Source organism: Dickeya sp. MK7 (assembly GCF_000406305.1).
Classification (GTDB): Bacteria; Pseudomonadota; Gammaproteobacteria; order Enterobacterales; family Enterobacteriaceae; genus Dickeya; species Dickeya fangzhongdai.
Genome location: NZ_CM001984.1, coordinates 967,244 through 982,419 on the forward strand (window position 1 = coordinate 967,244; position 15,176 = coordinate 982,419).

A 15,176-nucleotide genomic window follows, 5' to 3' on the forward strand; every position below is an offset into this window, starting at 1 on the left:
TGCTCCAGACTACGTTTTCTTTTCATAACGAAGGAAACTATCGTGACCAAAATGAGTAACAAGGCCCTGGAAACTGAGGTGATCTACGACGCTACGCCGTTCGCAGCTTAATTCCGAGATGAGACGGGTTCTGGACGATGACACGCTCTGTGTCGGCCATCAAAAGGAAATAGCATCGACAGACCTTGGCTACCGGCGTGCTTAGTTACTCTTGCGTCAGGGCAATGTTCTTCGGTGAATCGCGACTTTTCATCGGCACCACCTCCGTTCAGGGGAATTAACATCATTTCGAGTAAGGGTCAATTCGCTACGGTTTGTTGTCCTGAGGGATTAGCGATTTTTCGTTCCTGCATGCCTATAACGCTATCCTTAGCATCAAAATAAATTAAGTAATCAAGAAACGGTAAATACCCAGAATTAATAAATGGTGTGTCATACATCCTGTTAAGCGATTTAAAAGAAATCAATGCCGGATTGTAGTGCAATAATTCCTTTGATTCTTTTCCTGGATTTTGGGCTGAAGTGAATTTTAAGACCACTTTTTGATCGTCTCTATCGCCATCAAATAGACTCAGTTTTACTAAAGTGCCCGGTGACATCACATGGTTCTTAACATTGCGTTCAAAAATAAAAACATGCGGATCGCCGCTATCTAGCACAGTTGGAAGGCATAGGATCTGCGTAGCGTTGCCACTATCAAGGCAAGCGGGAACAGACCCGTTTTTATCTACTTTGATTCGAGTAAACCCTTTTAATTCTGCCATTGATGGGTTGAGAATAAGTGCTCCTTGCTCTTCTCCAGGGCGCGGAAGTTGCACAATCCACCCCTTAAAGCCCGCGGCTCTTAAAGGATTGGGTATCAATCGATCATGTGAATAGAGCCGAATACCCATGATGCCACCAAATTCTTGGCTACTACGGCCGTCAATGCCTTGTGCAAATGGGGTGGAAGGGGCAAGCTTGGCTACCGTGCAATTCGGCACCTGCGCACTACATCTTAGTTGATCGACAACTTGAATCGGTATGGTTCCAAGTTGATGTTCACCTGCGGTAATGCGCTCATTTGAAACACTACCGTGTAATTCGTTGCCGCTCTCATAGCTGTAAACAATAGTTCGGCCAAACTGATTCCTATGGGGTACTACCGTAGATATAGCCCGAAGCCCGATAGAACCTGTATCAAGGATAACATTAGTTTCCGGGCCGTCTCCAATCCGCAGCCGGACATAGTAAAAACGATTTCCTGCTACTACCTTAGACATCACGGGAAGAGATATTCTTGATGCCACCGCTATAGCATCAGTACTGCGCGAGATAGCTACCGGCTTGTTTGCTTTATTATTTACTAGATTTGTGCAGCCCGATATTAATATAAGGATGCATATTTTTATTAGTAATTTCAAGATGGTTTTCTCCTATCGAAAAATCATTATCAAGAAGAAGTTATTGCGTAATTTATTAAAAATCGGATAGATGGATGATGGTTTATTACATATAATAACATATTGATGATATCATTGTTTTTCTATTAGATGAGATGGAATTACTTTAATAAAGGTAAAATTTGTTTCAATGAGGTTACTATTTCTAATAGCCAAATCATTAGATGTATTTACCTTATTTTTGAAGTTCGAGGTGGATCGTGCGGTAGCCATATACGCAACCGGACTCAAGCCAAAACTGCTTAATTAGCCCCGTCAGTAAATTGCTTTAGTTCCTTCTGGAGCCGTCGGATCTCAGCCTGAGCATCTGACTGAACGTTATTGGTGGAAGAGCCCGAGCCGTACTTCTTTACCCAGGCGTAAAGGCTATGGGTGGTGATATGAAAGCGTGTTGCCACGCTATAAACAGAATGGCCGAGACCAACAACCTGTTTCAGCGCTCCGATTTTAAACTCTTCGGGATAACGTTTACCGCTCATAGGCACCTCTTTTTTTAAGTCATTTCAAATGACTTTGAGGTGTCTGTAAACCCGTGGCGATGTATTAGGCTACCCCGATAAGCTTGATGTTACTTTGCCAAATCAAGCCCCAGTCGATATGGCCAAACGGTTTGACCGTCCAATGCCTAAGCTGGCTGCTACAGTTATGGCACCATAAACAAAAGCACTCAGCGCGACGATCTTGAAAAGCGATGACAAGTCAGCATCAAACTGTGTAACAGCCAGCCATCCCACCAAAGCCGCGATAGCCATGCGTGCGGTTCCGGCTAATACGGGCCAGAGCACGCGTTTCGCACCTTGACCGGCGAAATAGAGTGCCATGCCGATGCCTATAGCGCCATAGAACGGCGCTACGTTCTGTAGGTAGCGGGTTCCCGCCGTCACGATGGGCTGATCTGCGCTAAAAAGAGTGAGCCAGAGGTGTGGATAGGCCGCCACGCCAAGTCCGATTAGCTCCGTAAACGTAAACGCGACGGCTGCGCCAACCCAGGCAATGCGTTGCGCGCGTCGCACTTGCTTCGCTCCAAGATTGACGCCGACCATGGTCATGATGGCCGTACCAAGACCAAACAGCAGAGGGATTTGTAGATAATCCAGCCTTGAGGCGATGCCATACCCGGCAATAGCATCAGGTCCAAACCGACCTACCGCGGCGGTCACTACGGCAACGGTCAAATTGATTTGCACGGTACCGATAGCGGATAGCAGACCAACGCCAAGAATATCCTTGAACAACCGTGAGCGCAGCGGCGCCGTTGATAGCCTGATAACGCTTTTAGCTGACCGCATGTGCTTTACCAGCAATAGGGTGGCGAAGAGGTAATAGACCAGAATCGCCATACCAGCCCCGGCGACGCCAAATGATGGTATTGGCCCCCACCCTAAAATCAAGGCCGGTGACAAAGGCAGTAGGATCGCGGCCCCCAACAGGGTGATACGTGCAGGAGTCTTAGTATCGCCCGCTCCACGTAGCGCGGCTGACAACAACGCAACCACCCAGATCAGCGGCGCCCCTGCAAAGACAACGCTCGAATAGGTAACCGCCGCCGCAAGCGCTGGCCCTTTAACGCCCATCAAGTGATACAAGGTATTACCGCCAATGAGGACAAGGGCGGCAAAGGCGGCTCCCATAACACCAGCAATAATAACGCCATGCCACACCAGCGCCTGAGCATCCTGCCATTGACCCGCGCCGGATGCCCGCGACACCGCCGATGATAATCCGCCGCCAATGCCGCCGTTCGCCATCATTTGCATCAGCATCAGCACGGGAAATACAACAGCCACCCCGGCCAGAACATCAGCTCCAAGCGAACTCACGAAGTAGGTTTCTATCACGCCTACCAGCGTCTGCACCACCATAACCGCAACCGTCGGCAACGCCAGACGAAGCATGACCGGCAGGATGGGTCCGGCCAGCATATCCGTGGTCAATTGTCTTGCGGTCGGCTCATGGCTTCGGTTTACGTTCGGTAATAACTTAGTCATCATTCAGGCCCGACACTCAGTGTTATGTATAAAATTTAAACGCCGTTATGGCCGCGCTGACCGGGCGCGACCGTTCCCGTTTCACCGGGTTGCCAGCCGCCGCCGAGCGCTTTGAAAGCCGCTACCGCCGCGCGTGCGGATTCGGTTTGTGCCTGCAGTTGCGCATCGGAAGCCCGCAGCATATTTTCGTCGGCTTGCAGCACCTCTATCAGGCTAAGGGTGCCATGCCGATAAGCCGTAAACGCGGCATCCCGCGCCCGGCTCAATGAGTCAACTCCTCGCATAAGCACACGGGCCTGCTCTTCATGGTTAACCAGCGCCGAGAAGGCGTTTTCCACATCTTCAGCGGCCCGTAGTACCGCCAGCCGATAGGCTGCCAGCATCTCGGCTTCCTGGCCTTTGGCCTGGTTGATCTGTGCGTTGATGCGGCCAAAGTCGAATAGCCGCCAGCGCAGGCCTATCACACCGGACGATTGGCTGGCGCCACCGGTAAACAGGTTGCCGCTGGATACCGTCGTCGCGCTGCCAAGCAGCCCACTCAGGGAAAATTTGGGGTAATATTCGGCAACGGCGACGCCAATACGCGCGTTGGATGCGGCTAAGCGACGTTCAGCCACGATCAGGTCTGGCCGGCGCCGAAGCAGCTCGCCCGGCGATCCGGTCGCGGCGATTTGCGGAGCGGCTGGAATGGATCCCGCGTCAGCCAGCGCTGCCCGGTGCGTACCGGGTACAGAACCCAGCATCACATCCAGTGCGTTCATGGCCGCATCCAGCGCCGTTTGTAAAACGGGTACCGATGCCTGCACCTGCGCCAGTACGCCTTCGGTTTGCCTCACCTGAAGTTCCGCCGCCAGCCCCTGGTCATACAAGCGATTAACGGTCGAGAGCAGTTCCTGTTCCGTCTGTACTTGCCGACGGGCAACGTTCAGACGAGCCTGCAATCCCCGAATGGTGATGTAGATGTCGGCGGTCTGTGCGGCTACCGCCAGACGCGTTGCTACCGCCCCCGCTTCAGATGCCTGATACTCAGCGAGTGCGGCTTCTCGTCCACGGCGCAAACCGCCGAACACATCCAGTTCCCAACTGGCGCCGAGATTGGCCTCGTAAGCATTGCCGTAGCGGTCAAAATGAGGTGTCGAATTCAATACTTTCCCCAACGGGGTTTCGACAGACTGGTAAGCTTTGCTCGCCTGACCGGAAATATTGCCGGAAGGCAGTAGTGCGGCATTCGCCGCACCAAGACCGGCACGAGCCTGCAGCACCCGTGCGGATGCCTGCGCGAGATCGAGATTCTGTTCCAGCGCGAGGGTGACAAATCGGGTTAATTGCGGATCGCCGAATCCCTCCCACCATGTAAGAAGCTCAGCACGGGTGGCAGCATGTCGTTGATTGACTGCCGCCTGACCAAAGTATTTTTCCTGCATTGGCGTATCGGGCCGGTTGTAATCAGGGCCGACGGCGCAACCGGCTAACAGACCAGCCACGGTAAGTACGATAAAAGGAGGCTTGGGTAACATATTTTTCCCATGTAGGCACAGTGCTGAGTTGTGACCATATTACAAAATAGTCACTCGTTGTCAACGGGTAGGTCAGGGGGGTAAACTGCCCCCTATGTATTACGTCAGGGGTAAATTGCAGACCATGAGTAAAGAAAACCCTTATCCCGTTTCGAACCGGGGCCCGGCTGACCATGATGTTCGAGATCAAATAGTTAGCGCAGCGACCGAACACTTCAGCCGGTATGGCTATGAAAAGACCACCGTTTCTGACCTCGCCAAAGCCATCGGTTTTTCCAAGGCCTATATTTATAAGTTCTTCTCATCTAAGCAGGTGATTGGTGAGATGATTTGCGCCAACTGCCTGCGAGAGATCGAAGCTGAAGTGCGGGCTGCTGTTGAGGAAGCCGGGCGGCCGCCGGAGAAGTTGCGGCGGATGTTTAAGGCCATCGTTGAAGCGAGCCTTCGTTTGTTCTTCAAGGATCGAAAGCTTTATGAAATTGCAGCTTCGGCCGCAACCGAACGCTGGCAGGCAGCACGCGCCTATGAGGAACGCATCCAGATATTACTGCAGGACATCTTGCTGGAAGGTCGGAAGAGCGGGGATTTTGAACGCAAGACCCCTCTTGATGAAACGACAGCAGCGATTTATCTCGTCATGCGACCTTACCTTAATCCACTGATTTTGCAGCATAGTTTTGACCACACCGATGAGGCGCCGGCGCAATTGTCCAGCCTGATACTCCGCAGCTTATCGCCATAGTACAGCGGTTACGATGCCATTAAGTGACTATTGACTAAATTGGTCACGTGATTAAAGATGAGTCTCCTGATTAATCAGCCAAGGGGACTCTACTATGGCTCGTCGCCGCTTCCTTTCATTTGCAGTCATCTGCACATTGCCGCTCGCCCTGGCCGCTTGCGGTGAAAAAGCACCATCCGATCCACGTACTGAAGCACCGCTGGTGCGCGCCGCAATCGTCCGGGGAGCGGGGATTGAATCACGATCTTTCACGGGGACTGTGGCTGCCCGGATAGAGAGTGAGCTGGGATTTCGTGTCTCCGGCAAAGTGCTGGAGCGGCTGGTGGATACGGGGCAAGCGGTCAAACGTGGTCAGCCGCTCATGCGTCTTGACCCTGTCGATCTGGATCTCGCCGCGCGTGCGCAGCAGGAGGCGGTAGCCGCCGCCCGTGCGCGAGCGCTGCAAACTGCCGAAGATGAAGCCCGTTATCGCGGCCTGCGCGGAACCGGGGCGATATCGGCATCAGCCTATGACCAGGTGAAAGCGGCGGCAGATGCGGCCAAAGCCCAGCTCAGTGCGGCACAAGCGCAGGCCGACGTTGCCCGCAATGCCAGCCGCTATGCCGTCCTGATCGCCGATGGTGATGGCATCGTCATGGACACGCTGGCCGAGCCGGGCCAGGTGGTCAATGCCGGGCAGACTGTGGTTCGCCTGGCTCAGGCTGGGCAGCGTGAAGCGGTTATTCAGTTACCGGAAACGTTGCGCCCCTCGCTCGGATCAACCGGGCTGGCGACACGTTTCGGCAAAGCAGGCAACGGCAGTCCGGCCACCCTGCGACAACTCTCCAACACGGCAGACAAGCTGACGCGCACATTCGAAGCGCGCTATGTACTGCAAGGTGAACTGGCCGACGCCCCGTTGGGAACAACGGTTACGATCCAGGTACCAGAAGAACAGGCCTCCACACAAGATAGCTTGCAGGTGCCGATAGGTTCCTTATTTGACGCCGGCAAAGGGCCGGGCGTATGGGTCATTCGTGGTGAACCGGCGACGGTAACCTGGCGTCCGGTAGCCGTCCAGCACATGGGGGACGACGACATCCGACTCACTGGGCAGATACAGCAGGGTGAACGGATAGTTGCGCTCGGCGCACATCTGCTGCGCGAAGGTGAAGCGGTGCGGGTCGCTGAGGTTGCCGCTACGACTGTTGCTGGAGGTCGCCCGTGAGCGAAAGCCGTTTCAACCTGTCGGCGTTCGCTGTACGCGAACGCGCCATCACCCTGTTCCTGATTCTGTTGATCTCGCTGGCGGGGGGGATCTCCTTCTTCAAACTGGGCCGTGCCGAAGACCCGGCATTTACGATCAAGGTGATGACGATCATCACGGCCTGGCCCGGCGCTACCGCACAGGAGATGCAGGATCAGGTCGCTGAAAAGATCGAGAAGCGCATGCAGGAACTGCGCTGGTATGACCGTACCGAGACGTACACCCGCCCCGGTCTTGCCTTCACCACGCTGACATTGCAGGACCGCACGCCGCCGTCCGACGTGCAGGAAGAGTTCTATCAGGCCCGTAAAAAGGTCGGTGACGAGGTGCGTAACCTGCCGCCCGGCGTAATCGGGCCGTTTGTGAACGACGAGTATTCCGATGTGACGTTCGCCCTGTTTGCACTCAAGGCGAAAGGCGAACCACAGCGGCTGTTGGTGCGCGACGCGGAGACGCTGCGCCAGCGGCTGCTGCATGTTCCCGGCGTAAAAAAGGTCAATATTATCGGCGAGCAATCGGAACGCATCTATGTTGAGTTCTCGCATGAGCGGCTTGCAACGCTGGGAATCAGCCCGCAGGACGTGTTCGCCGCGCTCAATAACCAGAACGCCCTGACCCCTGCTGGTTCCATTGAGACCAACGGTCCGGAGGTGTTTATTCGTCTGGACGGCGCGTTCGATGAATTACGGAAAATCCGTGATACGCCGGTGGTGACGCAAGGTCGAACCCTGAAACTGTCGGATATCGCCACCGTCAAGCGTGGCTATGAAGACCCGGCTACCTTCATGGTGCGCAGCGGAGGCGAACCGGCCCTGCTGCTCGGCATCATCATGCGCGACGGCTGGAACGGGCTCGATCTGGGCAAGGCGCTGGATGGCGAGGTCAAAACGATCAACGCTGGCTTACCTTTAGGCATGAGCCTGACCAAAGTGACCGATCAGGCGGTAAACATCAGCTCTGCGGTCGATGAGTTCATGATGAAATTCTTCGCCGCACTGCTGGTGGTGATGCTGGTGAGTTTCCTCAGCATGGGCTGGCGTGTGGGGGTTGTGGTTGCTGCCGCCGTGCCGTTGACGCTGGCTGTGGTGTTTGTGGTGATGCTGGCGACAGGCAAGAACTTCGACCGCATCACCCTGGGCTCGCTGATTCTGGCGCTGGGACTGTTGGTGGATGACGCCATCATCGCTATTGAAATGATGGTGGTGAAGATGGAAGAAGGCTACAGTCGCATCGCCGCTTCTGCTTATGCCTGGAGCCATACCGCGGCACCCATGCTCTCCGGCACGCTGGTCACGGCCGTCGGCTTCATGCCGAATGGTTTCGCCCGATCTACTGCGGGTGAGTACACCAGCAACATGTTCTGGATCGTCGGCATCGCGCTCATTGCCTCATGGGTGGTCGCGGTGGTGTTCACGCCTTATCTCGGCGTCAAACTACTGCCCGATTTCAGGAAGGTCGAAGGCGGCCATGAGGCACTCTACGATACGCCGCGCTATAACCGTTTCCGTCAACTGCTGGGACGCGTCATCACCCGCAAGTGGCTGGTTGCCGGTTCAGTCGTAGGCCTGTTCACCCTGGCCATACTCGGTATGTCTGTGGTCAAGAAACAGTTCTTCCCGATCTCTGATCGCCCGGAAGTGTTGGTCGAGGTACAGATGCCTTACGGCACGGCGATCACCCAAACCAGCGCCAGCGCGGCGAAAGTGGAAGCCTGGCTGGCCAAACAAAAGGAGGCCAGGATCGTCACCACCTACATCGGCCAGGGAGCGCCACGCTTCTATTTCTCAATGGGACCTGAGTTACCTGATCCGTCGTTTGCCAAAATTGTGGTGCGCACCGACAACCAGAATGAACGCGAAGCGTTGAAATACCGGCTGCGTCAGGCTATCGCCGATGGCCTGGCCCCTGAAGCCCGCTTACGCGTCACCCAATTGGTATTCGGGCCCTATTCACCGTTCCCGGTGGCTTATCGGGTTACGGGGCCGAATCCTGACCAATTACGCCACATCGCCGCTGAGGTGCAGCAGGTCATGGATGCCAGCCCGATGATGCGCACCGTCAACGTCGACTGGGGCACACGCACGCCTACGCTGCACTTCACCTTGCAGCAGGATCGATTGCAGGCTGTCGGGCTGACCTCCAGCGCGGTGGCGCAGCAACTGCAATTCTTGCTGACCGGCGTGCCTGTCACCTCGGTACGAGAGGATATCCGCACCGTGCAGGTTGTGGCGCGCTCGGCTGGAAATACCCGACTCGACCCGGCTCAAATTGGCGACTTCACGCTGGCAGGCGCTAACGGGCAGCGCATCCCGCTATCTCAAGTGGGCACGGTTGATGTGCGTATGGAAGAGTCGATTATGCGTCGGCGCGACCGCATGCCGACCATCACCGTCCGGGGCGACATCGCCGACGGTTTACAGCCGCCGGATGTATCAACCGAGATAACCCGCCGGCTTCAGCCCATCATCGAAAAGCTGCCGAGTGGCTACCACATCATAGAAGCAGGGTCGATTGAAGAGTCAGGTAAGGCAACGGCTGCCATGTTGCCGATCTTCCCCATCATGCTGGCTATCACTCTGCTCATCATCGTCTTACAGGTGCGCTCACTCTCGGCGATGGTGATGGTGTTCCTGACCAGCCCGCTGGGGTTGATCGGCGTGGTGCCGACGCTGATCCTGTTCCAGCAACCATTCGGCATCAACGCACTGGTTGGTCTTATCGCGTTGTCGGGGATCCTGATGCGCAACACGCTGATACTGATTGGACAAATTCACCACAACGAACAGGCTGGTTTGGATCCGTTCCGTGCAGTCGTCGAAGCCACCGTGCAGCGGGCTCGACCGGTAATCCTGACGGCGCTGGCGGCAATTCTGGCGTTTATCCCGCTCACCCATTCGGTGTTCTGGGGAACGCTGGCCTACACGCTGATTGGCGGCACCCTGGCCGGAACGATCCTCACACTGGTGTTCCTGCCGGCCATGTATTCCATCTGGTTCAGGATCAAGGCGGTCCGTCACTAATGATCCATAAATTCACTCCTATTATCTGATTTGAGAGGACTTGCTATGTCAAAACAAAAGGTTGTGGTGGTTACCGGGGTGTCATCAGGCATAGGACGTGCCGTAGCACAGAAATTTGCCAGCCAGGGCTGTGTCGTCTTCGGCACTGTGCGCAACATCAATACGGCGAATACCTTGTCCGGTGTGGAGTTTATCGAAATGGATGTGCGTGACGATGAAGCCGTACAGCGCGGCATTCAGTCTATCGTTGAGCGAACTCAACGCATTGATGTGCTTATCAATAACGCAGGAACGAGCTTAGTCGGCGCAGTGGAAGAGACATCGATAGCGGAGGCCGCCGCGCTGTTCGATACCAACGTGTTCAGTCTTTTGCGTACGGTACAGGCGGTGTTGCCGCATATGCGGGCACAGGGTAGCGGGAGGATCGTCAATGTCAGTTCGGTGCTCGGTTTCCTCCCGGCGCCGTACATGGGGTTGTACTCCGCCTCCAAACACGCGGTGGAAGGACTTATGGAAAGTTTGGATCACGAAGTACGCCAGTTTGGTATCCGCGTCACGCTGGTGGAACCGTCCTTCACCCGAACCAATCTGGATATCAATGCGCCGCAGGCCAGCGCCAAAATCGACAGCTACGATCGCGAGCGGGGGCAGGCATCACAAGCCATTGTCAACAGCGTCAAAAGTGCTCCCGATCCTGAGGGGGTGGCAACCACGATTGTTGATGCTGCTCTGGGGCCGTGGCAGATGCGCCGTACACCGTCGGGGCAAGCCTCTCTATTACGCAAATTGCGCCGCTTTATGCCTGCCGGGCCTGTCGACGCCAGTTTACGCAAAACCTTCGGGCTCAGTTGAAAATCCAGTTAGTCCTCAAACCATCAGCACCTTAGAGAGATACGCCATGAGTACGGGAAACACGGTACGCATCGTCGTGACAGGAACAGATGTTGTCGGGCCATTGGAGGAGGGGGGACCGAAACCGTTTGGTCCCGCCTGCTTTGCTGTCAAGAATCATGGCGTGACTCGTGTTTTCATAGATAGGTCAGAATGATGGGATACATACGATAAAAAACGCCCAGTTCGTTCCTTCGGTTCATTCGTTTGCTGCGATGACGCTAAGGTACTGGCGTATTACTCATTGGCCTCCGTGCTGTAGCAACGAATGCCGCTCCCGGACGCTTTCGCCGCAACATGCCCGATCCGATCCCGGTGGTGGTGCTGGGGCGTCTGGCGGTAGATACATCATTGTATGGTCAGGGCATTGGTCGGGCGCTGGTGCGCGATGCCGGGCTGCGGGTAATTCAGGTTGCTGAGACTATCGGCATTCGCGGGATGCTGCTCCATGCGTTGTCTGATGAGGCACGGGAATTTTATCTGCGAGTGGGGTTTGAGCCTTCACCGATGGATCCGATCATATTGATGGTAACGTTGGGGGATTTGCTGGGGAGTTTATCAATTTGAAATTGATGTTGTGCTCGTGAATCTTAAAAAATGAATGGTTTGTTTTAGTGGGATATTTGCACAGGCAACGGCCTGTTTCTCTCCATATTGAACATCTTTTAAACGTAGATTTGATATGTTGAATCCGTGGTTTTTGAGATAATCATAAATGATGTAATTTATAATTTATGGATTATATTGATATTTTTGCTATCATTTCGAGATGTCGTCATGCTCGGTTTGAGATAACTACATATCATGGCTCAATTTAATCACTTTGAACTCTCGCTTCTGAACCCCAGTTTTGACTCCCCTTTAGTCGACGCGCTGACGGAACTGGAGTTACTCCGGCATCTGAGGCTGGAAACGGATGTTCACCCTATCCTGTTTGCGCAGTTGAAGGCCGTTTTCCACATGCTGGAAAGTCTGGGCTCTGCGAGGATTGAAGGAAACCACACCACGCTTGCCGACTATGTTGAAAGCAAAGTTGAAGGAACACATAACTCGACGGATCAACTGAAAGAAATCAACAATATTGAAGCTGCGATGGAATTCATCGACGAGCATCTAAATAATGGTGATGACATAACGGAATATTTTATCCGCGAGCTACATAGTCTGGCGGTTGTCGGGTTGCAACAGGAAGGTGATAAAACTCCTGGTGCCTATCGACAACATAACGTCAGCATTGCTCAGTCTGACCATTTACCGCCGGATCATATCCATGTTCCTGACTATATGGCAGAACTGACCGCCTTTATTAACCGTGCTGATAAACCAAAATATGATCTGATGAAGATTGCGTTGGTGCACCATCGTTTTGGCTGGATACACCCATTTGGCAACGGGAATGGCAGAACGGTCAGACTGCTGACCTATGCGTTATTGATCAAGTATGGTTTTAATGTGCAGGCAGGTGGACGGGTTCTTAATCCGACAGCGGTATTTTGTAATGATCGCGAGCGTTATTACGCCATGCTTTCATTAGCGGATAAAGGAACTGAGCAGGGTTTAGAAGAATGGTGTTTGTATGTACTTTCGGGTATTTCATCTGAGTTGAAGAAAGTCGATCAACTGACAAACCATGCTTTTTTGAGTACAAAAATACTGTATCCGGCGCTCGACTTCTCATCTGAAAGAGGGCTGATAAACTCGCTGGAATCTAAAGTTCTGAAACGCGCTGTCGAGCTAGGGACGATAAAAGCGGGTGATCTCCGTACCGCTTTACCTGACCTAAAACCGGCGCAGGTGACTTATCAGCTCGGTAAGTTGATCGATCGGGGACTGCTCCAGCCAGTGGAAGAAGGCGCTCGTTCCTATACGGCGAAGTTTTCTAACTCATATCTGATTCGTGGGGTGATTAAGGTGCTGCGGGAAGAAGGGTTTATTCCTGATTTGTGAAGTAGGCATTAATTGTAGAATTATTACTTTTAGATATCCGCGCTTCGCGGCAGACATCTTTTATGGTACGTCCTGCTTCGGTGGACTTCAAAACAGCGATGACCGGGTGTGCAATGAATCGAGCTTTACGCATAGCGATCTCCTCAGAGGGACATAATCAGTATGTCGGAAGATCGCTAAAAGTGAATGGTCCGGTTTAGTGGGATACTTACAGTTAGATAAATGGATAAGCACGATTGGCATCCGGCAGACATCATTGCCGGGTTAAGAAAGCGAGGCACAACGCTGGCGGCGGTATCAAGAGCATCTGGATTAGCGTCTTCAACACTCGCTAACGCATTGATAAGACATTGGCCGAAAGGTGAGAGATTAATTGCTGGTGCATTGGAAAAGCAGCCGGAGGATATCTGGCCGTCACGCTATCAGGATATGAGCCAGAATCATGGGGAAGGGGAGACGCAATAATCCCTTCGTAGAGAATCGAACCTGGTTCCCCAAAAGCAAAAAACCAGCCTGTAGGCTGGTTTTTCTGAATAAGTGGTGCCGGACTCGGAATCATTCAGCTTTCTATTAAGTTGAAATGTAGCATAAATTTTAACCGTGTCTGTTGTCAAGACCCGCAGGTTGACCCGTGTTTTCATAGATAGATCAGAATGATGGGCCATATTCGATAAAGAAATACCCGGTTCGTTCCTTCGGTTCGGTTCCCTATGCTATGTAAATCGTAATGATATAAGCCTTATGCAAACTGTACAATTACTCTCCAGAGGGAACCGCGGAGGATAACATTATGCCGACAGAGAAAGACGTTTCTGATAAACGTGTGGCATTAAATTTACGTACCGAGCCAGATGAACAAGCCGTTACTGAGGAAGCGTTGATCGATCAACGTATCATCATGGCAGATCCCGATGCTTATCAGGAATTCCTTGCTCGCTTGGATCAAGCTCCTGCGCCAAACGCCGCGCTACGCAAAACCATGCAAACACTCGCACCGTGGGAACAGGAAAAATGATCTCAGCCCCTGAGCCACCCCACTCTGTATTGGAAGGTTCATGCGAGCAGAGACCTAAATGCGCTCTCTAATTTGTTGTATTGTCTTTCCCTTTGACCAATAGGGAAGACAATAGTAGTGAAAAAACGTATAAAAAAGATACTGTTAAGTAAAGCGCTGGATAAGTATTTTTCCACGGTTTCGCGACATAAACGAGGACAATTGCAGGAGTTCTATCGAATCAATGTTATCAAGCGTTCGCGTTTGGCTAACAGAAATATGGATGAAATTTCATCCATAGACATTGCAGAATATAGAGATAATAGATTATCGGAATTTAACGCCAGAACGCAAAAGCCGATAAGTGCGAATACTGTGCGACTGGAATTAGCATTGTTATCGGCGCTTTATAATCTGGCAAAAGTTGAGTGGGGCACATGCTCTATAAACCCTGTTGAAAATGTTCGCAAGCCTACCGTATCGTCAGGCCGTACCCGAAGGTTAACCACTCAGGAAGAACGACAGCTAACCAGATACTTCAAAGATAAAAATCCTGAATTATTGGCTATTTTTCAGATCGCATTGGAAACGGGAATGCGGCAAGGCGAAATTTTGTCGTTGAGATGGGAATATACCGATCTTCGCCTCGGCGTTGCCCATTTGCCTTTGACGAAAAATGGGACATCGCGAGACGTCCCATTATCATCAAAAGCACGGCAAATTCTGTGTGGTCTAGGTGAACGGCCACATCATGAGAATGGCTATATCTTTAGCTACACGTCGAGTGGCTTTAAAAGCGCATGGCGTGTGGCTTTGAAGGCTCTGGCTATCGACGATCTACATTTTCACGATCTCAGACATGAGGCAATCAGCCGATTCTTTGAACTGGGAACGTTAAATGTTATGGAAGTGGCTGCGATATCAGGTCATAAATCAATGAATATGTTGAAACGCTATACCCACCTTCGTGCAACACACCTCGTGAGCAAACTGGATGCACATAAGAAACAGGCTAAAAAACTAGCATCCATCTTTGTTCCTTACCCAGCGGATATTGATGTCGATGATACAACGGTTACATTGAAATTCTCCGATCTTGATAACCTGTCTGTGACGGCTTCAACGCATGATGATGCCCTGAAAATTGCCTCTGTGGAATTACTTCGATTTCAGGCTATAGCAGCGAAAAACGGTAAGAGACTTCCGCCACCCGGCGCTATCTCAGTCAATTCAGTTGATAGGGTTCTTATCAGCCCACTTTAGCAATGTAGATAACTTTTATATGACGATGTTGAGCTAAATATCGTCATTTTTTATGTCGGGATCTCGACTAATCAGACTGTCTATCCAGACGACGTGTTTTACATATCACACTGATAATCCGGTGTG

General features: G+C 52.5%; 12 protein-coding genes and 2 pseudogenes. 9 read left to right on the forward strand and 5 right to left on the reverse strand.

The genetic code is table 11. The annotated features are described in order from the left end of the window. Positions 1–299: 299 nt before the first annotated feature. The 4 genes and pseudogenes from DXXMK7_RS04385 to DXXMK7_RS04400 all read right to left on the reverse strand — a co-directional run bounded on the left by DXXMK7_RS04385 (position 300) and on the right by DXXMK7_RS04400 (position 4,947). Positions 300–1,403 carry a hypothetical protein gene (locus tag DXXMK7_RS04385; RefSeq protein WP_231348844.1) on the reverse strand — a complete coding sequence of 368 codons (1,104 nt, stop codon included), beginning with the start codon at positions 1,401–1,403 and terminating at the stop codon, positions 300–302. 217 nt (positions 1,404–1,620) lie between these two features. Further along, positions 1,621–1,921, reverse strand: a pseudogene (locus DXXMK7_RS04390) (transposase); the annotation flags it as partial. 102 nt (positions 1,922–2,023) lie between these two features. After that, positions 2,024–3,433, reverse strand: coding sequence for an MATE family efflux transporter (locus DXXMK7_RS04395; protein WP_038918027.1), 1,410 nt, complete (start codon positions 3,431–3,433; stop codon positions 2,024–2,026). Between the two features lie 32 nt (positions 3,434–3,465). After that, entirely contained in the window at positions 3,466–4,947 is a 1,482-nt protein-coding gene (locus DXXMK7_RS04400) for an efflux transporter outer membrane subunit (protein WP_038918028.1), read from the reverse strand. A 124-nt stretch (positions 4,948–5,071) separates the two neighbouring features. Here DXXMK7_RS04400 and DXXMK7_RS04405 point away from each other — a divergent pair, with 124 nt between their 5' ends. From DXXMK7_RS04405 to DXXMK7_RS04430, 6 genes and pseudogenes are all read left to right on the forward strand, one after another. Next, positions 5,072–5,689, forward strand: a complete 618-nt coding sequence (locus DXXMK7_RS04405; protein ID WP_038920824.1) for a TetR/AcrR family transcriptional regulator — start codon at positions 5,072–5,074, stop codon at positions 5,687–5,689. A 94-nt stretch (positions 5,690–5,783) separates the two neighbouring features. After that, positions 5,784–6,896, forward strand: coding sequence for an efflux RND transporter periplasmic adaptor subunit (locus DXXMK7_RS04410; protein ID WP_038918029.1), 1,113 nt, complete (start codon positions 5,784–5,786; stop codon positions 6,894–6,896). Continuing rightward, a complete protein-coding gene (locus DXXMK7_RS04415; protein ID WP_038918030.1) occupies positions 6,893–9,955 on the forward strand; it encodes an efflux RND transporter permease subunit in 3,063 nt (1,020 codons plus the stop codon). The genes DXXMK7_RS04410 and DXXMK7_RS04415 overlap by 4 nt, the downstream gene beginning before the upstream one ends. Positions 9,956–10,000: 45 nt before the next feature. Next, on the forward strand, positions 10,001–10,807 hold the full coding sequence (locus DXXMK7_RS04420) for an oxidoreductase (RefSeq protein ID WP_038918031.1): 807 nt from the start codon (positions 10,001–10,003) through the stop codon (positions 10,805–10,807). A 238-nt stretch (positions 10,808–11,045) separates the two neighbouring features. Next, a pseudogene (locus DXXMK7_RS04425) lies at positions 11,046–11,413 on the forward strand (GNAT family N-acetyltransferase); the annotation flags it as partial. A gap of 237 nt (positions 11,414–11,650) precedes the next feature. Further along, the gene (locus DXXMK7_RS04430) at positions 11,651–12,793 is read left to right on the forward strand and encodes a Fic family protein (protein ID WP_038918034.1); all 1,143 of its coding nucleotides are present in this window, start codon (positions 11,651–11,653) and stop codon (positions 12,791–12,793) included. Here the strand turns inward: DXXMK7_RS04430 and DXXMK7_RS21625 are convergent. Continuing rightward, entirely contained in the window at positions 12,777–12,926 is a 150-nt protein-coding gene (locus tag DXXMK7_RS21625; RefSeq protein ID WP_071605160.1) for a transposase, read from the reverse strand. The two genes, DXXMK7_RS04430 and DXXMK7_RS21625, sit on opposite strands and share 17 nt — an antisense overlap. Before the next feature lie 89 nt (positions 12,927–13,015). Between DXXMK7_RS21625 and DXXMK7_RS21630 the strand changes: the two genes are divergently transcribed. From DXXMK7_RS21630 to DXXMK7_RS04440, 3 genes are all read left to right on the forward strand, one after another. Continuing rightward, positions 13,016–13,258: a helix-turn-helix transcriptional regulator gene (locus tag DXXMK7_RS21630; RefSeq protein ID WP_071605161.1), complete on the forward strand. Its 243-nt coding sequence runs from the start codon at positions 13,016–13,018 to the stop codon at positions 13,256–13,258. Positions 13,259–13,583: 325 nt separating this feature from the next. Continuing rightward, a complete protein-coding gene (locus DXXMK7_RS04435; protein WP_038918035.1) occupies positions 13,584–13,808 on the forward strand; it encodes a DUF1778 domain-containing protein in 225 nt (74 codons plus the stop codon). Positions 13,809–13,925: 117 nt separating this feature from the next. Further along, positions 13,926–15,050 carry a site-specific integrase gene (locus DXXMK7_RS04440; RefSeq protein WP_038918036.1) on the forward strand — a complete coding sequence of 375 codons (1,125 nt, stop codon included), beginning with the start codon at positions 13,926–13,928 and terminating at the stop codon, positions 15,048–15,050. Positions 15,051–15,176 lie beyond the last annotated feature (126 nt).